We start from the raw sequence: 19,425 nt of genomic DNA on the forward strand, positions 1-19,425 counted from the left end.
CACTTGTTGACCGACATAGGAGACATACCGTGACATCGGCTGTGACCATCACCAGGCACGGGGGCACTGGAGGGCGTACGGCCGTTGCCGCGCGGGCGCGGCAGGTCGTGAAGGCGTACGGGTCCGGAGAGACCCGCGTCGTCGCCCTCGACCACGTCGACGTGGACATCGCACGCGGCCAGTTCACCGCGATCATGGGCCCCTCGGGGTCCGGCAAGTCCACCTTGATGCACTGCCTCGCCGGGCTCGACACCGTGACAAGCGGGCAGATCCACCTCGACGAGACCGAGATCACCGGGCTCAAGGACAAGAAGCTCACACAACTGCGCCGGGACCGGATCGGGTTCATCTTCCAGGCCTTCAACCTGCTGCCCACGCTGAACGCCCTGGAGAACATCACGCTTCCCATGGACATCGCGGGCCGCAAGCCCGACAAGGCGTGGCTGGGGCGGGTCGTCGACACCGTCGGGCTCTCCGAGCGGCTCAAGCACCGCCCCACCCAGCTCTCCGGCGGACAGCAGCAGCGCGTCGCCGTGGCCCGCGCGCTGGCCGCCCGGCCCGAGATCATCTTCGGTGACGAGCCGACCGGAAACCTCGACTCCCGCGCCGGGGCGGAGGTGTTGAGCTTCCTCCGCCGGTCCGTGGACGAGCTGGGCCAGACCATCGTGATGGTCACCCACGACCCGGTCGCGGCCTCCTACGCGGACCGGGTGCTGTACCTCGCCGACGGCCGGATCGTCGACGAGATGTACAAGCCCACCGCGGAAGCCGTCCTGGACCGCATGAAGGACTTCGACGCCCGGGGGCGTACGTCATGACCGTCCTGAAGACCTCGATGCGCAACTTCTTCGCGCACAAGGGACGCATGGCCCTCTCGGCCGTCGCGGTGCTGCTGTCGGTCGCCTTCGTGTGCGGGACGCTCGTCTTCACCGACACGATGAACACGACGTTCGACAAGCTGTTCGCGACCACCGCGTCCGACGTCACGGTCGCCCCCAGGACGGCCAAGAGCGACGACACCCCGCAGAACGGCAAGCCCGAGTCGCTGCCGGCCTCCACCGTCCAGCAGGTGACCAAGGCGGACGGGGTCAAGTCCGCCGAGGGAGCGGTCAGTTCGATGAACGTGACCGTCGTCGACCGCGACAACAAGAACATGGGCGCCAGTGGCGGCGCGCCGACGATCGCCGGCAACTGGACCAGGAACGACCTGCGGTCCATGGAGATCACCTCCGGGCACGCGCCGCGCGGTCCGACCGAGCTGATGGTCGACGCCGACACCGCCGAAAAGCACCACCTCGAACTGGGTGACGAACTGCGCACGATCTCCGTCACCGGTGACTTCACGGCGAAGATCGTCGGCATCGCCACCTTCAAGGTGACCAACCCCGGTGCCGCCGTCGTCTACTTCGACACGCCCACCGCCCAGCGCGAACTCCTCGGCGCCACCGACCGGTTCACCCAGGTCTACGTCAACGCCGCGACCGGTGTCAGCGACACGCAGCTCAAGCGGAACGTCGCGCAGACCCTGGACGGCACCTACAAGATCCAGACGGCCAAGGAGAACGCCGACGAGAACCGCGAGGGCGTCGACTCGTTCATGGGCGTGATCAAGTACGCCATGCTCGGCTTCGCCGGGATCGCCTTCCTGGTCGGCATCTTCCTGATCATCAACACGTTCTCGATGCTGGTCGCCCAGCGCACCCGCGAGATCGGCCTGATGCGGGCGGTCGGCTCGTCCCGCGGGCAGGTCAACCGGTCCGTGCTGGTCGAGGCGACACTCCTCGGCGTGGTGGGATCCATCCTGGGCGTCGGGGCCGGCGTCGGCATCGCCATCGGCCTGATGAAGCTCATGTCGGCGGCCGGCATGAACCTCTCCACCGACGACCTGACCATCAAGGCGACCACCCCGATCGCGGGCGTCCTGCTGGGTGTCGTGGTCACCGTCCTCGCCGCCTACCTGCCGGCCCGCCGCGCCGGGAAGGTCTCCCCGATGGCCGCACTGCGCGACGCCGGCACGCCGGCCGACGGCAAGGCGGGCCTGGTGCGCGGCCTGATCGGGCTCGTGCTGACGGGCGCGGGCGGGTTCGCCCTCTACACGGCCGGCACCGCCGACAAGGCGAGCGAGGGCTCGCTGATGCTGGCCGCGGGCGTGGTGCTCACCCTCATAGGCTTCGTCGTCATCGGCCCGCTGCTGGCCGGCGGGGTCGTCCGGGTGCTCAGCGCGGTGCTGCTGAGGGGCTTCGGCCCGGTGGGACGCATGGCCGAACGCAACGCCCTGCGCAACCCGCGCCGCACCGGTGCAACCGGCGCCGCCCTCATGATCGGCCTGGCCCTGGTGGCCTGCCTGTCGGTGGTCGGCTCCTCGATGGTCGCCTCGGCCACCAGCGAGCTCGACAAGTCGGTCGGCGCGGACTTCATCGTCCAGGGCAACCAGCGCATCGTCCCGCAGGCGGAGAAGGCCATGCAGGACAGCCCGGGCCTCGCCCACGTCACCCGCTACAAGGAACTCCTGGCCACGCTGACCTCGCCCGACGGCAAGAAGGACGACTCCGGCGTCACCGCCGCGGACCCGACGTACGCCCAGGACCTGCGCCGTGTGACCACGGCGGGCACCCTGACGGCCGCCTACGGCAAGGACGCCATGTCGGTCGGCTCCGACTACGCCAAGGCGCACGGCGTGCACGTCGGCGACACCATCGACGTCGCCTTCAAGGGCGGCGAGACCGCGAAGCTGAAGGTCGCGGCCATCACGGACGACGACAGCGCCCTCGACCAGGGTGCGCGCTACATCAGCATCGAGACGATGCGGAAGTACGTCCCGGCCGACCAGATCCCGCCGAACACGATCATGTTCGCGAAGGCCGAGGCCGGTCAGTCGGAGCAGGCGTACGCGGCGTTGAAGAAGTCGCTGCACGACTACCCGCAGTACCAGGTCCGGGACCAGACCGACTACAAGCAGGAGCTCAAGGACCAGATCGGCCAGCTCCTGAACATGGTCTACGGCCTGCTCGCCCTGGCGATCATCGTGGCGGTCCTCGGTGTGGTGAACACCCTGGCCCTGTCCGTGGTCGAGCGGACCCGGGAGATCGGCCTCATGCGGGCCATCGGCCTTTCCCGCCGCCAGCTGCGCCGCATGATCCGCATGGAGTCGGTGGTCATCGCCCTGTTCGGCGCGCTGCTGGGCCTGGGCCTGGGGATGGGCTGGGGCGCCACCGCCCAGAAGCTCCTCGCCCTGGAGGGCCTCAAGGTGCTCGAGATCCCCTGGCCGACGATCATCGCGGTCTTCGTCGGATCCGCCTTCGTGGGCCTGCTGGCCGCACTGATCCCGGCGTTCCGGGCGGGCCGCATGAACGTCCTGAACGCCATCGCGACCGACTGACCACCACGGACGGGGGGACCGACCCCGGCACCGAGAAGCCACGGGGGGCCTCTCGGCGCCGGGGTCGCTCCCGTCCGCACCAGACGTTATCCACAGCCCCCGGCGCCCGCCCGCGCAGCGACGTACGCTGGAGACCCCCCGGCCGGTCACCGCGTCGGGCCCTTCGTGTTGCCCACCCCGGACGAAAGCCGCCCCCCAATGAGCCTGCACGGTCTGCTCGACGCCGTCGTCAAGGACCCCGCCCTCGCGGAAGCGATCACCGCGGCCGCAGACGGCAACCGCATGCACGTCGACCTGGTCGGCCCGCCCGCCGCCCGCCCCCTGGCGGTGGCCGCGCTCGCCCGCGAGGCAGGCCGCCCGGTGCTGGCGGTGACGGCGACCGGACGCGAGGCGGAGGACCTGGCCGCGGCCCTGCGCTCCCTGCTTCCGCCCGAGGGCGTCGTGGAGTACCCGTCGTGGGAGACCCTCCCGCACGAGCGGCTGAGCCCCCGCAGCGACACCGTCGGCCGCCGCCTCGCCGTCCTGCGCCGCCTCGCCCACCCGCGTCCCGACGACCCCGAGACCGGCCCGGTCTCCGTCGTCGTGGCGCCCGTACGATCCGTGCTCCAGCCGCAGGTCAAGGGCCTCGGCGACCTGGAACCGGTGGCGCTGCGGACCGGGCAGACCGCCGACCTGAACGAGATCGTGGAGTCCCTCGCGGCCGCCGCGTACGCGCGCGTGGAGCTCGTCGAGAAGCGCGGCGAGTTCGCCGTACGAGGCGGCATCCTCGACGTGTTCCCTCCCACCGAGGAACACCCCCTGCGCATCGAGTTCTGGGGCGACGACGTCGAGGAGATCCGCTACTTCAAGGTCGCCGACCAGCGCTCCCTCGAAGTCGCCGACCACGGCCTGTGGGCGCCGCCCTGCCGTGAACTCCTGCTGACGGAAGACGTCCGCACGCGTGCGCGTGCCCTCGCCGAGCGGCACCCCGAACTGGGCGAGCTGCTCGGGAAGATCGCCGAGGGGATCGCCGTGGAGGGCATGGAGTCCCTCGCGCCGGTCCTCGTCGACGACATGGAACTGCTCATCGACGTACTGCCGAAGGGCGCCATGGCCGTCGTGTGCGACCCGGAGCGGGTCCGCACGCGTGCGTCCGACCTCGTCGCCACCAGCCAGGAGTTCCTGCAGGCCTCCTGGGCGGCCACGGCCGGCGGCGGCGAGGCCCCGATCGACGTCGGCGCGGCCTCCCTGTGGGCCATCGCGGACGTCCGGGACCGGGCGCGCGAGCTGGACATGATGTGGTGGTCGGTGTCGCCCTTCGCGGCGGACGAGGAACTTGACGCTGACACGCTCAAGCTCGGAATGCGCGCGCCCGAGACCTACCGTGGCGACACGGCGAAGGCCCTCGCCGACACCAAGGGCTGGCTGGCCGACGGCTGGCGCGCGGTGTTCGTGACCGAGGCCCACGGCCCGGCGGCCCGCACGGTCGAGGTGCTCGGCGGCGAGGGTATCGCGGCCCGCCTCGACGCGGAGCTCGCGGACATCACCCCCTCCGTCGTGCACGTGGCGTGCGGCTCGATCGACTACGGCTTCGTGGACCCGGCGCTGAAGCTCGCCGTCCTGACGGAGACCGACCTCACCGGCCAGAAGGCGGCCGGCAAGGACGGCGCCCGGATGCCCGCCCGGCGCCGCAAGACCATCGACCCGCTCACCCTGGAGACGGGCGACTACATCGTCCACGAGCAGCACGGCGTGGGCCGCTACATCGAGATGGTCCAGCGGACCGTGCAGGGCGCCACGCGCGAGTACCTGGTCGTGGAGTACGCCCCCGCCAAGCGCGGCCAGCCCGGCGACCGCCTCTACATCCCCACCGACCAGCTGGAGCAGATCACCAAGTACGTCGGCGGCGAGGCACCCACCCTGCACCGTCTGGGCGGCGCCGACTGGACGAAGACCAAGGCGCGCGCCAAGAAGGCCGTCAAGGAGATCGCCGCCGACCTCATCAAGCTGTACAGCGCGCGGATGGCCGCCCCCGGGCACGCCTTCGCGCCGGACACCCCCTGGCAGCGCGAACTGGAGGACGCCTTCCCGTACGCGGAGACGCCCGACCAGCTGACGACGATCTCCGAGGTCAAGGAGGACATGGAGAAGACGGTCCCGATGGACCGCCTGATCTGCGGCGACGTCGGCTACGGCAAGACGGAGATCGCGGTCCGCGCCGCCTTCAAGGCGGTCCAGGACGGCAAGCAGGTCGCCGTGCTCGTGCCCACCACCCTGCTGGTGCAGCAGCACTTCGGGACGTTCAGCGAGCGCTACTCCCAGTTCCCGGTGAACGTACGCGCCCTGTCCCGCTTCCAGAGCGACAGCGAGGCGAAGGCGGTCCTGGAGGGTCTGCGCGACGCGTCGGTGGACGTCGTCATCGGCACCCACCGCCTGTTCTCCTCCGAGACCAAGTTCAAGGACCTCGGCCTGGTCATCGTCGACGAGGAGCAGCGCTTCGGTGTCGAGCACAAGGAGCAGCTGAAGAAGCTGCGCGCCAACGTCGACGTCCTGACGATGTCCGCCACGCCCATCCCGCGCACCCTGGAGATGGCGGTCACCGGCATCCGCGAGATGTCGACGATCACCACGCCCCCCGAGGAGCGCCACCCGGTGCTCACCTTCGTCGGCCCGTACGAGGAGAGGCAGATCGGTGCCGCGGTGCGCCGCGAACTGCTGCGCGAGGGCCAGGTCTTCTACATCCACAACCGGGTGGAGTCGATCGACAGGGCCGCGGCCCGGCTTCGGGAGATCGTCCCCGAGGCCCGGATCGCGACGGCCCACGGCCAGATGTCGGAATCGGCCCTCGAACAGGTGGTGGTCGACTTCTGGGAGAAGAAGTTCGACGTGCTCGTCTCCACCACGATCGTCGAGTCGGGCATCGACATCTCCAACGCCAACACGCTGATCGTGGAGCGCGGCGACAACTTCGGCCTCTCCCAGCTGCACCAGCTGCGCGGTCGCGTGGGCCGGGGCCGGGAGCGCGGTTACGCGTACTTCCTCTACCCCCCGGAGAAGCCCCTCACGGAGACCGCCCACGAACGTCTGGCCACCATCGCCCAGCACACCGAGATGGGCGCGGGCATGTACGTGGCGATGAAGGACCTGGAGATCCGCGGCGCGGGCAACCTGCTGGGCGGCGAACAGTCCGGCCACATCGCCGGTGTCGGCTTCGACCTGTACGTCCGCATGGTCGGCGAGGCCGTCGCCGACTACCGCGCCTCCCTGGAGGGCGGCGTGGAGGAGGAGCCCCCGCTCGAGGTCAAGATCGAGCTCCCGGTGGACGCGCACGTCCCGCACGACTACGCCCCCGGCGAGCGCCTCCGCCTCCAGGCCTACCGGGCGATCGCCTCGGTCAACACCGAGGACGACGTGAAGGCCGTGCGCGAGGAACTCGTCGACCGCTACGGCAAGCTGCCGGAGCCGGTGGAGAACCTGCTGCTGGTCGCCGGCCTGCGCATGCTCGCCCGCGCGTGCGGCGTCGGCGAGATCGTCCTGCAGGGCAACAACATCCGCTTCGCGCCGGTGGAGTTGCGTGAGTCCCAGGAGCTGCGGCTCAAGCGGCTGTACCCGGGGACCGTCATCAAGCCGGCGGTCCACCAGATCCTGGTACCGCGCCCGAAGACGGCGAAGGTGGGCGGCAAGCCGCTCGTCGGGCGGGAACTGCTGGGGTGGGTCGGTGAGTTCCTGGCGTCGATTCTGGGGTCGTAGCTGCCTCTGGGTATGAGGCAGGTGTGAATCGGGTGAGAGACCGGGATCCCGCGGCGGCAGCGGGAAAGCCGTCCGCGGAGGTCTCTCCGCGGACGGCCTGTGTGCCTGGTGGGTGCGACTGGTGCTTCGGCGGAAGCCGGGTCGGGTCGCTGCGCCCGGCGGGTCTCAGGACCTCCGCCGGCGGCCGGCGGGCCTTATGGCTGCTCGGGCCTGTCGCGATCCACGCCGAGTTGGCCTTCGATGCGCTGCTGCGCGTCGTCGACCTGCCTCTCGTGCTTGTCGCCCGTCCTCTCGTTGGCCTTCCGTTCCGCGGCGTCGGACATGTCCTTGCCCCTGTTGCCCTTCGCCTGGTGCTTGAACCTGTCGAGGATGCCCATCCAGAGCTCCTTCCGGAGGTGACTCGGAATCGACGATACGCCCGACTTGCAACCAATGCCCATTTAGGCCCCATATGGTCTGGACCTCTCGGCCGCTACCGTGTGACCGGCACAACCGCCCATGCGGGGGCGGGGACCGGGGAGCAAGGGGAGGGGCGCACCATGACGCGTCTGAAGCGCGGGCCGAGGGGCGCCGTCAGGACCGGACTCGCGGTGTTCGCCGCTCTGGCGCTCGTCACCGGCTGCGAGAGCCTCGAAGAGGGCGGTCTGTCGACGGGCAGCGGCGCTCCGGCACCGGTGCCGGACGGTCGCGCCGTCAGCCCGCTGAAGAACCCGGACGGAACCAAGCCGGGCCTCGGCCCGGTGACGAGCGGGACCGACGAGAGCGCGGCCCGCAAACTCATCGAGTCCCTGCGGACCAAGGGACGCGGGCCCAAGACGGGTTATGACAGGGACGAGTTCGGCTACGCCTGGATGGACACCGCCGACGGAGTTCCCCTGGCCCGCAACGGCTGCGACACCCGTAACGACCTGTTGCAGCGCGACGGCCAGGGCCTGCGCTTCCGCTCCGGTTCCGACTGCGTCGTCGTCGCCATGACGCTGCACGACCCCTATACCGGTACGACCATCGAGTGGCGCAAGCAGAAGGCCACCGAGGTCCAGATCGACCACGTCGTCCCGCTGTCCTACAGCTGGCAGATGGGCTCCTCACGCTGGTCGGAGGGCAAGCGGGAGCAACTGGCCAACGACCCCCTCAACCTCATTCCGGCCGAGGGCCGCGCCAACTCCTCCAAGGGTGACTCCGGACCCGCGTCCTGGCTGCCCCCCAACAAGCGGATCCGCTGCGCCTACGCCGTCCGCTTCACCCAGGTCGCCCTCAAGTACGACCTGGCGGTGACCGCGCCCGACCGGCAGATGATGCTGGAGCAGTGCGGCGACTGAGGCCACGGCGGTCGCCTTCCCCGGCGAAACGGAGACGAGACCACTAGTCCGCTTGGCTGCTGGGCCACGAGATCACGAGATCACGAGATCACGAGATCGCGAGATCACGAGAACCGTCGTGGCCCTCGTCCGCGGCACGGGAAAAACGACTGTCCCGCCGTACGGAACCGCACCTACCGTGACCGCATGGAACTGAAGGTGTCGAGTCTCGCCGAGCGCCCTGACAAGCACGGCCAGGTCGTCGGAATGACCAGCAGCTGGCCGGAGTTCGTCACCCAGGACCTGGTGGGCGACTCCCACTACGGCCGGATAGCGACCGAACTTCCGCAGTACGTGCTGTTCGCCGAGGACGAGCGGGGCGAAGTCGTCGCGCACGCCTACAGCGTGCCGTTCGCCCTCGCCGCCGAAGGCCGTGGCCAACTGCCTGCCCGGGGCTGGGACGCGGTACTCCTGTGGGCCTTCGCCGACCTGCGCCGGGGCGTCCGCCCGGACACCGTCAGCGCGATCGCCATCACCGTGGCCCCGCACGTCCAGGGCCGCGGACTGTCCACCCGCATGCTGTCGGCGATGCGTGACAGCGCACGCGCCCAGGGCTTCAGCGAGGTCGTCGCCCCCGTCCGCCCCAGCGCCAAGCACCTCGAACCGCGCACCCCGATGGCGGAGTACGCCCACCGCACCCGCCCCGACGGACTGCCCCAGGACCCGTGGCTACGCGTCCACGCCCGGGCCGGTGCCACCGTCGACTCCGTGGCACCGGCCTCCATGACGGTGTCCGGCTCGCTGGACCAGTGGCGACGCTGGACGGAACTGCCCTTCGACACCGAGGGCGACGTCGAGGTGCCGGGAGCGCTCGTGCCGGTGCACTGCGAACCGGACCGCGGATACGCGGTGTACGTCGAGCCCAACGTGTGGATGCGGCATCCCCTGTAAGCCGGTCAGGCCTCGGGGATGCCGCGGTTCACCCGGTGGCTCAGCCGAGTTCGTCGAGGTCCAGGACCTCACCGGCGGGCATGCGCACCGGGACCGGCTTGCCGTAGTCGCCGAAGGTGACGGTGCCCGGGTCCTCGGCGGAGGAGCTGTCGATCCGCAGCACGTACGGCTCGCCCTCCGTGGCCACGTACAGCGTGTAGCGGTCCTTGCCGTCCTTCTCGTGCAGGACGATCGCGGGGGTGCCGTCGACGGTGGTGGTCTTGCCCCGGGTCGCGTTCGAGTGGCCGTCCTCCGCGTCGCCGAGGACGGTGTCCAGGTCGCAGAAGCTCGCGATGTCCTTCGCGTCCGAGCCCTTCGCGGACATCTTGGTCCACTTGCCGGCCAGCAGCTCCACCGCCGCGTCGGTGTCCGCCTTGGGCTCGCCCTCGCTCTGGGCGCGCAGGAAGGCCTCGTCGTACTTCATGTAGAGGGTGTCGCCGGTGTGGACCAGCCGGGCCTCGCCCTGGCCGCCGACGCTCATCGTGCCGGCGCACTCGCCCTGCTTGTTCAGGGCCATGTCGATCCCGAGCGTGCCGCCGCTCTCGGCGTCGGGTATGTCGCCCGCCATCCGCAGCGACGAGGCGCTGGCGGTCGCGTCGATCGCCCGCACGGCGATCTCTCCGCCGGTCAGTCCCGGGAACGGGCCCTTCGGTGAGTTCGGCGTGCTCGGCTTGCTCGACCGAGCCGATGTGTCCTGCTTGCTGTCCGCCTTGTTGTCGCCGGGCAGACAGCCGGTGAGCGCGGTGGTGGCCGCGGCGGCGAGACAGAGGGCGGCAAGTGCGGTGCGACGCATGGGGATTCCTTGGTGAGTACGCGGTTGGATGTGGTGCGGTGCAGTGCGATGTGGTGCTGCGTGGTGCGGTGCGGCGGCGCGATGTGGTGCGGCGGCGCGGCGTGGTGCGAGGTGGCGCGGCGTGGCGCGCGTGACGGGCTGTGGCCGCGCGCCGGGCAGCGGTGGTGTCAGCCGGTCTTCTTCCAGTCCTTACAGCCCGACGTCTTGAAGAAGGCGTCGGAGGAGCTGATGGTCACGACGGCCGTGCCGGTGACGTTGTCGTTCGCGATGATGGAGTCCAACGACTGTTCGGCGTCCTTGCCGCGCTCCCAGTAGCAGGAGTCGTCGGCGTTGCCGGTGGACTTGTACGTGCCGGGCGCGACGTCGGCGCCGACTCTGAACATGCCGCCGTCGCCGTCCATCCTGGCGGCGGGGGAGCCCTTCGCCTTCAGGTCGACGGCCTCCCAGTCGTTGCAGTCGCTCGACTTGAAGAGCTTGTCGGTGGCCTCGATGGTGACGTAACTGGTGCCCATGACGTTGTCGTTGGCCAGCAGCGAGTCCATCTCGCCCGAGGCGTCCTTGGCCCGCTCCCAGTAGCACAGGCCGTCGCTGTTGCCGGTGGTGCGGTAGGTGCCGGGCTTGACGTCCGTGCCGACCTCGAAGTCGCCGCTCCCCGAGAACGCGACCTTCTTCTCCGCGCCCTTGGCCGTCCCAGACTCCTTGCCCTTCTTGGCACCGGGCTTGCCCTGCGCGGACGTCGAAGAGCCCTTGCCGCTCTTGACGGAACCGCTGTCCCCGCTGTCTCCGGCGTTCGCCGAGACCACACCGATCACAACGACTCCGACAACGGCGCCCAGCGCGACCTTGCCCTTCATGCCCATGGCTGTGTCCCCTCCCCACGTGGCGACCACCGCTGCTCGGCTGCCGCTCGTTCGCTGGGTCAATAAGAGCAGAGCCTGTGAACCGAGTCAACACGGTTCACATCGTGCTGTGTGTACACGGCCGTGAAGGGGTAGATCTTGAGTACGTCGGTATGCTCGACGCCACACAGGGACGCGCAGGACGACGCGGTACGACGAGGGGAGCCGGCGGTGCAGGACAACGCAACAGAGGTGACCGCCGCCGGGATCGCACGGCTGGCCGGCGTCGGCCGTGCCGCCGTCAGCAACTGGCGCCGTCGGCACGCCGACTTCCCCAAGCCGGTCGGCGGCACCGAGACCAGCCCCTCCTTCGCACTCGCCGAGGTCGAGGCATGGCTGCGCCACCAGGGCAAACTCGCCGAAGTCCCGCTGCGCGAGCGCGTCTGGCAGCAACTCGCCGGCCACCCCCAGGGGCCCGTCACGGCCCTCACCCACGCCGGCTGTGGCCTGCTCCTGATCCACGACCGCCCCACGGTCTGGCTGGAGGTGAGCGCCGGCTCCGACGAACGGCTGGCCGCGATGCTGCCGGGGGCACTGGAGCAGGTGCTCGTGCCGCGCTTCGGCGCGCTGCGGAGTGGCCGGGGCGGAGGCGTCAGGGGTGTTCACACGCCGTCGGGTGTGAACTCGCCGGATTCCATGAACGGATCGGGAGTCGTGAACACCGGCGAAACCGCTCACGCCTCCGCGGGCTCAGCCCGCCGCCACTCCGCGAAACCTGTTCACGGCCCGACGCCGGTTCACGGCCCGGCCCCAGTTCACAGCCCGACCCCGGTTCACAGCCCGCCCGCTGTGAACACCTCGCCCGTCGCAAACAGCGGCGCAGACGTCAACACCCCCGGCCACCCGGCCGGCGAGCTCGACACAGGTACCGCCGCCCCCGCCCCCCACACCACCCCCGCAGTCGTCGCACCCACCGGCCCCGAGCTCCTCCCCTCCGCCCCCCTCCTGCGCGGCGCCGCCGAACTCGCCGCCGAGCTGGGCGCCCGCCAGGCGTTCGAGTTCCTGCTGGGGCGGCACCTCGACGCCAACCCGCGCCAGTACACGCTCACCCCCGCCGACCTCGCCGGACTCATGGCCGACCTCGTCGGCCCCGCGGGCACCGTCCTCGACCCGGCCTGCGGTACCGGCGCCCTGCTGCGTGCCGTCACCCCCCGGCCCGACCAGGAGCTGTACGCCCAGGACAGCGCCCCGGACCTGGCCGCGCTGACCGCGCTCCGGCTCGCGCTGCACGCCCGGGGGACCGTGCGTGCGGCCGCCGGCGACACCCTGCGCGCGGACGCCCATCCGGGGCTGCACGCCGACGCGGTCCTGTGCCACCCGCCCTTCAACGAGCGCAACTGGGGGCACGACGAACTCGCCTACGACCCCCGGTGGGAGTACGGCTTCCCGGCCCGCAACGAGTCCGAACTGGCCTGGGTGCAGCACGCGCTCGCCCGTCTCAAGGACGGCGGCACCGCCGTGCTGCTCATGCCGCCCGCCACCGCCTCCCGCCGCTCCGGCCGCCGTATCCGCGCCGACCTGCTGCGGCGCGGCGCGCTGCGTGCGGTGGTCGCGCTGCCGGTCGGTGCGGCACCGCCGTACAACATCCCGCTGCACCTGTGGGTGCTGCGGCGGCCCGAGCGGGCGCCCGCGCAGCCCGAGGTGCTGCTCGCCGACGTGGGGCAGTTCGCGACCGAGGGGCGCGGCGGGCCGGACTGGCGGACGGTGCGGGAGACCGTGCTCGACTCCTGGCGTGCCTTCGACCGGGCCGGAAGTCTCGACGAACGGCCCGGCCTGGCGCGCTCCGTGCCCGTCATCGAGCTCCTCGACGACGACGTGGACTTCGCGCCGGCCCGCCACCTCCCGCCCCCGACGGCGGCGGACGGCGCCGAGGCGCTGAGCGCGGTGCGCGAGCGCCTCGGTGAGACCCTGCGGCTGACCACCGACCTCACCCCGCCCCCGGCGGCCACCGCGCCGCCCGCCCGCTGGCCGCTCACCACGGTCGGTGAACTCGCGCGTGGGGGCGCCCTGGTGATGCGTACGGGCGGAAACGGCGGCCACGCGCGCGTGCCCGCCCTCACCGACCACGACGTCCTCGCCGGAACGGCCCCCTCGGGGACGCTGGCCGAGAGCGACGAGGAAGCCGTGCTCACGCAGGCCGGCGACGTCGTCGTGCCGGTGCTGGGCGGCGGCTCGGTCACGCGCGTGATCGACGACGCCACCGCCGGAGCAGCCCTGGGCCGCAACCTCGTGCTGCTGCGCCCCGATCCGTCGGCGCTCGACCCCTGGTTCCTCGCCGGCTTCCTGCGCGGCACCGCCAACAACCGCCAGGCCAGCAGCTATGCGTCCACCGCCACCCGGCTCGACGTGCGCCGGCTCCAGCTGCCGCGGCTCCCGCTCGACGAACAACGGCGCTACGGGGCGCGCTTCCGCGCCCTCGACGACTTCGAACAGGCGCTCCGGCACGCGGGCCGACTGGGCGAGCAGCTGGTGCGCGGGATGTACGACGGGCTGACGGACGGCACGGTAGCGCCCGGCCGGTGACCGGCCAGTGATCAGTACGACAACGGTTCGGCACAACCCGGGACCGCTTGTCCGTGTCGGCCTATACGCTCGGACTCCCACACCGCACCACCCCCGTCCGTCCGCTTGCCACGTCGGCAACACCGGTCCAGGAGCAGTCATGTACGGCAACAGCGCGGTGCCGCCGCCGTCCCGCAGCGCGGCCACCGTCATCACTCTGCGCGTGCTGTTCGCCGCCGCCGCTCTCCTTTCCTGCGGCATGTTCTCCTGCGTTCCGTTGTTCCGGGTCGCCGTCCTGCGCGGTCGCTGGTTCGACTGGGTGGTGGCCTGGGTGAGCCTGCCGGCGTCCATCGCCTGCCTCGCCGTGGTCGGGTCGCTGCCGGAGGCCGACCGCCGTACGGACGTCGCCCTGGCCCTCGTCCTGTTGATCGGCGCGGGGGCCACCGCGTACTACCTGGTGACGGACATTCGCGTGCACGCCCGGACCCGGTGGCCCGCCGGCTACGCACCGCTCCACGCGCCGACCGTCGGCGGGGGCTACGGGCAGACCAACCCGGCGGGACCGTACGGCCCTCTGCCGGTCCCGCCCGCCCAGTCCCAGCAGTCCCTGCCGCAACAGCCCTCGCTCCAGCACCCCATGCACCAGCCGCCCCCGGGAGCCGGGATGCCGGGCTCCCAGACCCCGTCGCCTGCCGGCCCCGCGGTCCCCGCCCCGCCGCCGCAGCGCCCCGCGCCCGCCCGCATCGACCAGGTGCGCGCCGAGCTCGACGAGCTCAGTGACTACCTGCGCCGCCAGGACGGTCACCACGACGGCGACCACGAGGGCGGAAGGTGACCGTGGCAGGGCGTGTCGTCGCCGGCCGGTACGAACTGTCCACGCTCATCGGGCAGGGCGGCATGGGCCAGGTCTGGACGGCCTACGACAAGCGACTCGACCGGCGGGTGGCGGTGAAGCTGCTGCGCCCCGACAAGGTGGCCGGCCAGGAGGCCGACGAGCTGCGGCGACGCTTCGTGCGCGAGTGCCGGGTGACCGCACAGGTCGACCACCCCGGCCTCGTCACGGTGCACGACGCAGGCAGTGAGGGCGAGGAGCTGTTCCTCGTCATGCAGTACGTCGACGGCGCCGACCTCTCCGACCACCTCGCCGAGCACGACCCCTACCCCTGGCAGTGGGCGGTGGCGGTCGCCGCGCAGCTGTGCGCCGTGCTGAGCGCCGTGCACGCCGTGCCGATCGTGCACCGCGACCTGAAGCCGCGCAACGTGATGGTGAAGCAGGACGGCACGATGACCGTGCTCGACCTGGGCGTGGCGTCCGTCATGGACACCGACACCACCCGCCTCACGCACACCGGCTCGCCCATCGGCTCGCCCGCCTACATGGCCCCCGAGCAGGCGATGGGCGGCGCGGTCGGCCCGTACACCGACCTCTACGCACTCGGCGTACTGCTGCACGAACTCCTCAGCGGAGACGTGCCGTTCGCGGGCTCGACGGCACTCGGTGTGCTGCACCGGCACCTGTACGAACCCCCGCTGCCCGTGCGCCGTATCCGCCCCGAGGTCCCGGAGCCCCTCGAAGCGCTCGTGCTGCGCCTGCTGGCCAAGGACCCGCAGCACCGCCCGGCCTCCGCGCAGGACGTGTACGAGGAGCTGGCGCTGCTGCTGCCCGCGCGCGGGATGCCGACCGGGGCGCCCCTCGACCCCACGCGCCCCTTCCTTCGCCCGCACGCCCCCTGGCCGGACCGCGCGCGCACGCCCGCGCCCCAGCCCGCCCCGGTCGCGCCCGTGCCGACGGTGGCCGAGAAGCCCGATGTCGTCGGTGCCGTCGACGAGGTCAAGCGGCTGCTCGGCGAGGGGCGTATCACCCAGGCCGTGGACATCCTCGGCGCGATCCTGCCCGCCGCGGCCGAGCAGCACGGCGAGCACTCCCCGGTCGTCCGCACCCTGCGCAAGCAGTACGCGGCCACCCTCATGGACGACGGCCAGTACCGGCGCGCGCTGCCCGAACTGCGCCGCCTCGCCGACGAACGCGCCGCCGAGGCCGGTCAGGCCGACACCCAGTCGCTCCGCTACCGCTACGAGGCGGCCCAGTGCCTGGAGCAGCTCGGCGAACCGGCGGCGGCGCTCGCCGAGTACCGCGCGCTGCTGCCGTACTACGAGAACCAGTACGTGGCCGGCGATCCGGAGCTCGCCCACGACGTCCGCCGCCGCATCGGCCATCTCCTCCTCGCCCTCGGCGACCGGGCGGCCGCCCACGACACGCTGGTGCGGCTGCTGCACGACGCCGAGCGCCTGCACGGCCCCGGGCACCCCCTGGCGGCCGAGGTCCGCCGGACGCTGGAGTGGCTGGGACAGGTGCGCGGCTAGTTTCCGACCGCGGACCGGCACCTCGGCGCGGCCCGGTGGCGAGCACCGGCTGACGGCCCGTGTGCCGGGAGAGCGCGGCGGTGCCGGAAGTCCTGGTGAATCGTTGGTCGAATGGGTTGGCCAGAGCTTGCCCACTGCCTACCATCGATCACCGCAAGACCTTGTGCACCGCCGCACAAACTCCTCGGGAGGCTTCCTTGCACCGCCGTCGTCGCACCGCGCTCCTCCTCTCCGCCGCGATCGCCGCGGCCCCCCTCCTCACCGCGTGCGGAAACGACGCGCATCCCGGTGCGGCGGCCGTCGTCGGCGGCCAGCGGATCACCGTCGCCCAGCTGGAGACCAGGGTGGACGAGGTGCGCGCGGCGCAGCGGGCGGCGGTGCCGAACGAGGCACAGTACGCGCAGGCCATCGCCAAGACCGGCACGCTCACCCGCGACACCCTGCACAACATGATCCTGGACCGGGTGCTGCAGCACGCCGCCAAGGAAGCCGGCGTGACCGTCAGCCGCAAGGAGATCCAGCAGATGCGCAGCGGCCTGGAGCAGCAGACCGGCGGCCCGGAGGCGCTGGAGGCGACCTGGTTGCAGCAGTACGGCATCGCCCCCGAGCGCCTCGACGAGAACCTCCGCCTCCAGCTGGAGGCCCAGAAGCTCGCCACCCGCCTCGGCACCGACACCGGCGACCGCGTTTTCTGGAGCACGCTGTCCGAGGCCTCCAAGGAACTGAACGTCGACCTCAACCCGCGCTACGGCACCTGGGACGTGCAGAAGAGCAGCCGCGTCGACGCGAAGACACCGTGGGTGCGGGAGGTCACGGCGACGGGGGCCCAGGAGCCCGCGTAGACGGTGCCGGAGCAGGACGGGTGCCCGCGGAAGAGGCGGAACGGTACGGCGCGGTTGTTCATACGATCACACCGTCATCCCCAGCCTGTGGACAACCGATCGGCTCGGATCGCGGCGTGCGTTAGCTTCGAATCGTGAACGCAACCAGCCCCGAAACCGCCACCGGCCGCATCGTCCTCCTCACCACCAGCCACCGCGTGGCACCCGGCCTGCTCTCCTGGCCCGCCTGGCAGGCACTGCACGCCGCCGACCGGGTGCTGTGCGCGGACGGCGCGCACCCGCAGCTGCCGTATCTGCGGGAGGCCGGGATAGCGGTGGACGAGGCGTCCCCGACCGCCGAGGATCTGGTCGACGCGTGCGCCGGAGGGCACACGGTCGTCGTGGTCGCCGCGGGCGAGGGCGAGCCCACCCTCACGGACGGCCTCGCCCGCCTCGCCGGCTCCGGTCGCTTCTCCATGCCCGAGCTGGAGCTCCTCCCCGCCTCCTACGACCTGCCGGGCGCCCGCCTCCTCGACCTCGTCCAGGTCATGGACCGCATCCGCGCCGAATGCCCGTGGTCCTCGCAGCAGACCCACAAGGGCCTCGCGAAGTACGGCATCGAGGAGGCGTACGAACTCGTCGAGGCCATCGAGGAGGGTGACCGCGACGAGCTCAGGGAGGAACTCGGCGACGTCCTCCTCCAGGTCGTCTTCCACGCCCGCATCGCCCAGGAGGACCCCGACACCCCCTTCTCCATCGACGACGTGGCCGGCGGCATCGTCACCAAGCTCATCCACCGCCACCCCCACGTCTTCGGCGACGAGACGGCCACCACCCCCGAGGAGGTCAAGGAGCACTGGATGCGCACGAAGGCGATAGAGAAGCGCCGCGCGTCGGTGACGGACGGCGTCCCCCTCGGCCAGCCGGGCCTCGCGCTGACAGCCAAGCTGGCCTCCCGCGTACGCACCGCGGCGCTCGACGTCCCCCTCCCCGCGGGCGAGGGCATCGGATACGAACTGCTGGCCCTGGCCGTCCGGGCAGAGGCGTCCGGGGTGGATCCGGAGGCGGCACTGCGGGTCGCCGCCCGGGCCTACCGGGACGCGGTACGGGCTGCCGAGGGGCTCGGAGCTTAGGGGGTGTCCGCACCCCGCGCCGCCGAACCCGCTCTCCCCGGCCGAAACCCCTTCCGCGACCCCGTCGCGCACCGCCCCCTCCGCCCTCCGGATACCGTCAGGGAGTGACCGACCAGCCCACCCCCACCAGCCCGGCCCCGGAACTCTTCACCTGGGAGTTCGCCACCGACCCCTACCCGGCGTACGCCTGGCTCCGCGAGCACGCCCCCGTGCACAGGACCCGGCTTCCCAGCGGTGTGGAGGCCTGGCTGGTCACCCGGTACGCGGACGCCAAGCAGGCCCTCGCCGACCCGCGGCTGTCCAAGAACCCGGCGCACCACGACGAGCCCGCGCACGCGAAGGGGAAGACCGGCATCCCCGGTGAGCGCAAGGCCGAGCTGATGACGCATCTGCTCAACATCGACCCGCCCGACCACACCCGGCTGCGGAGGCTCGTCAGCAAGGCGTTCACGCCCAGGCGGGTCGCCGAGTTCGCCCCGCGGGTGCAGGAGCTCACCGACCACCTCATCGACCAGTTCGTGGAGAGGGGGAGCGCCGACCTCATCCACGACTTCGCCTTCCCGCTCCCCATCTACGCGATCTGTGACCTGCTCGGCGTCCCCCGCGAGGACCAGGACGACTTCCGGGACTGGGCGGGGATGATGATCCGTCACGGGGGCGGCCCGCGTGGCGGTGTCGCGCGGTCGGTGAAGAAGATGCGCGGCTATCTCGCCGACCTCATCCACCGCAAGCGCGAGGCCCTGCCGGCCGAGAGCACCCCCGGCGAGGACCTCATCTCCGGTCTCATCCGCGCCTCCGACCACGGCGAGCACCTCACGGAGAACGAGGCCGCGGCGATGGCCTTCATCCTTCTGTTCGCAGGGTTCGAAACCACGGTCAACCTGATCGGAAACGGCACGTACGCGCTCCTGACCCACCCCGAGCAGCGAGACCGGCTGCAGAAGTCACTGGCAGCCCAGGAGACGGCTCTGTTGGAGACCGGGGTGGAGGAACTCCTGCGCTACGACGGCCCCGTCGAACTCGCCACCTGGCGCTTCGCCACTCAGCCGCTCGGCATCGGCGGACAGGACATCGCCGCCGGCGACCCCGTCCTGGTCGTGCTGGCCGCCGCCGACCGGGATCCGGAGCGCTTCGCGCACCCCGACACCCTCGACCTCGGACGCCGTGACAATCAGCACCTCGGTTACGGCCACGGCATCCACTACTGCCTCGGCGCCCCCCTCGCCCGGCTGGAGGGCCAGACCGCGCTCGCCACACTTCTCACCCGGCTGCCCGACCTGGAACTCGCGGTGGATCCAGCCGATTTGCGGTGGCGAGGCGGTCTCATCATGCGGGGGCTGAGGACGTTGCCCGTGGAGTTCACGCCGCGTGGTCGACTCCTCTCACCTGCGTAAAGGTGACGCGCCCTCAAGTCTGTGACTTTCACGTGATCTACGCGGCATTAACTTGTGACAAGTGATCGTGTGCCTATACGTTCACGGATCAACACGGCGCCGAGCCTTGTCGCGGCGCCGGTC

General features: G+C 71.4%; 14 protein-coding genes. 11 read left to right on the forward strand and 3 right to left on the reverse strand.

Features of this window, described 5'->3' with window-relative positions:
* Positions 1 to 29 precede the first annotated feature (29 nt).
* The 3 genes from AQJ84_RS20820 to mfd all read left to right on the forward strand — a co-directional run bounded on the left by AQJ84_RS20820 (position 30) and on the right by mfd (position 7,108).
* Positions 30 to 818, forward strand: coding sequence for an ABC transporter ATP-binding protein (locus tag AQJ84_RS20820; RefSeq protein ID WP_030040966.1), 789 nt, complete (start codon positions 30 to 32; stop codon positions 816 to 818).
* Complete coding sequence (locus tag AQJ84_RS20825) at positions 815 to 3,379, forward strand: ABC transporter permease (RefSeq protein WP_030040965.1); 2,565 nt, start codon at positions 815 to 817, stop codon at positions 3,377 to 3,379. The genes AQJ84_RS20820 and AQJ84_RS20825 overlap by 4 nt, the downstream gene beginning before the upstream one ends.
* 198 nt (positions 3,380 to 3,577) lie before the next feature.
* Positions 3,578 to 7,108, forward strand: coding sequence for a transcription-repair coupling factor (mfd, locus tag AQJ84_RS20830; RefSeq protein ID WP_030040964.1), 3,531 nt, complete (start codon positions 3,578 to 3,580; stop codon positions 7,106 to 7,108).
* Between the two features lie 194 nt (positions 7,109 to 7,302).
* On the opposite strand, the gene AQJ84_RS20835 is transcribed toward mfd, so the two are convergent.
* Complete coding sequence (locus AQJ84_RS20835) at positions 7,303 to 7,485, reverse strand: Rv0909 family putative TA system antitoxin (RefSeq protein ID WP_030040963.1); 183 nt, start codon at positions 7,483 to 7,485, stop codon at positions 7,303 to 7,305.
* Between the two features lie 162 nt (positions 7,486 to 7,647).
* Between AQJ84_RS20835 and AQJ84_RS20840 the strand changes: the two genes are divergently transcribed.
* Positions 7,648 to 8,427: an HNH endonuclease family protein gene (locus tag AQJ84_RS20840; RefSeq protein WP_030040962.1), complete on the forward strand. Its 780-nt coding sequence runs from the start codon at positions 7,648 to 7,650 to the stop codon at positions 8,425 to 8,427.
* 186 nt (positions 8,428 to 8,613) lie between these two features.
* Positions 8,614 to 9,357: a GNAT family N-acetyltransferase gene (locus tag AQJ84_RS20845; protein ID WP_030040961.1), complete on the forward strand. Its 744-nt coding sequence runs from the start codon at positions 8,614 to 8,616 to the stop codon at positions 9,355 to 9,357.
* 40 nt (positions 9,358 to 9,397) lie between these two features.
* Here AQJ84_RS20845 and AQJ84_RS20850 read toward each other — a convergent pair whose 3' ends face one another.
* Complete coding sequence (locus AQJ84_RS20850) at positions 9,398 to 10,189, reverse strand: hypothetical protein (protein ID WP_030040960.1); 792 nt, start codon at positions 10,187 to 10,189, stop codon at positions 9,398 to 9,400.
* Between the two features lie 167 nt (positions 10,190 to 10,356).
* Positions 10,357 to 11,049 carry a hypothetical protein gene (locus AQJ84_RS20855; RefSeq protein WP_030040959.1) on the reverse strand — a complete coding sequence of 231 codons (693 nt, stop codon included), beginning with the start codon at positions 11,047 to 11,049 and terminating at the stop codon, positions 10,357 to 10,359.
* 210 nt (positions 11,050 to 11,259) lie between these two features.
* Between AQJ84_RS20855 and AQJ84_RS20860 the strand changes: the two genes are divergently transcribed.
* From AQJ84_RS20860 to AQJ84_RS20885, 6 genes are all read left to right on the forward strand, one after another.
* On the forward strand, positions 11,260 to 13,611 hold the full coding sequence (locus AQJ84_RS20860) for an N-6 DNA methylase (protein ID WP_059198849.1): 2,352 nt from the start codon (positions 11,260 to 11,262) through the stop codon (positions 13,609 to 13,611).
* Between the two features lie 139 nt (positions 13,612 to 13,750).
* A complete protein-coding gene (locus AQJ84_RS20865) occupies positions 13,751 to 14,425 on the forward strand; it encodes a hypothetical protein (RefSeq protein ID WP_030040957.1) in 675 nt (224 codons plus the stop codon).
* A 35-nt stretch (positions 14,426 to 14,460) separates the two neighbouring features.
* On the forward strand, positions 14,461 to 15,954 hold the full coding sequence (locus AQJ84_RS20870; protein WP_263972655.1) for a serine/threonine-protein kinase: 1,494 nt from the start codon (positions 14,461 to 14,463) through the stop codon (positions 15,952 to 15,954).
* A 197-nt stretch (positions 15,955 to 16,151) separates the two neighbouring features.
* Positions 16,152 to 16,796, forward strand: coding sequence for a SurA N-terminal domain-containing protein (locus AQJ84_RS20875; RefSeq protein ID WP_030040954.1), 645 nt, complete (start codon positions 16,152 to 16,154; stop codon positions 16,794 to 16,796).
* Positions 16,797 to 16,930: 134 nt separating this feature from the next.
* Positions 16,931 to 17,908, forward strand: a complete 978-nt coding sequence (locus AQJ84_RS20880; protein ID WP_030040953.1) for a nucleoside triphosphate pyrophosphohydrolase — start codon at positions 16,931 to 16,933, stop codon at positions 17,906 to 17,908.
* Positions 17,909 to 18,012: 104 nt separating this feature from the next.
* Positions 18,013 to 19,302, forward strand: coding sequence for a cytochrome P450 family protein (locus tag AQJ84_RS20885; protein WP_030040952.1), 1,290 nt, complete (start codon positions 18,013 to 18,015; stop codon positions 19,300 to 19,302).
* Positions 19,303 to 19,425 lie beyond the last annotated feature (123 nt).

The organism is Streptomyces resistomycificus, assembly GCF_001514265.1.
Lineage (GTDB): Bacteria > Actinomycetota > Actinomycetes > Streptomycetales > Streptomycetaceae > Streptomyces > Streptomyces resistomycificus.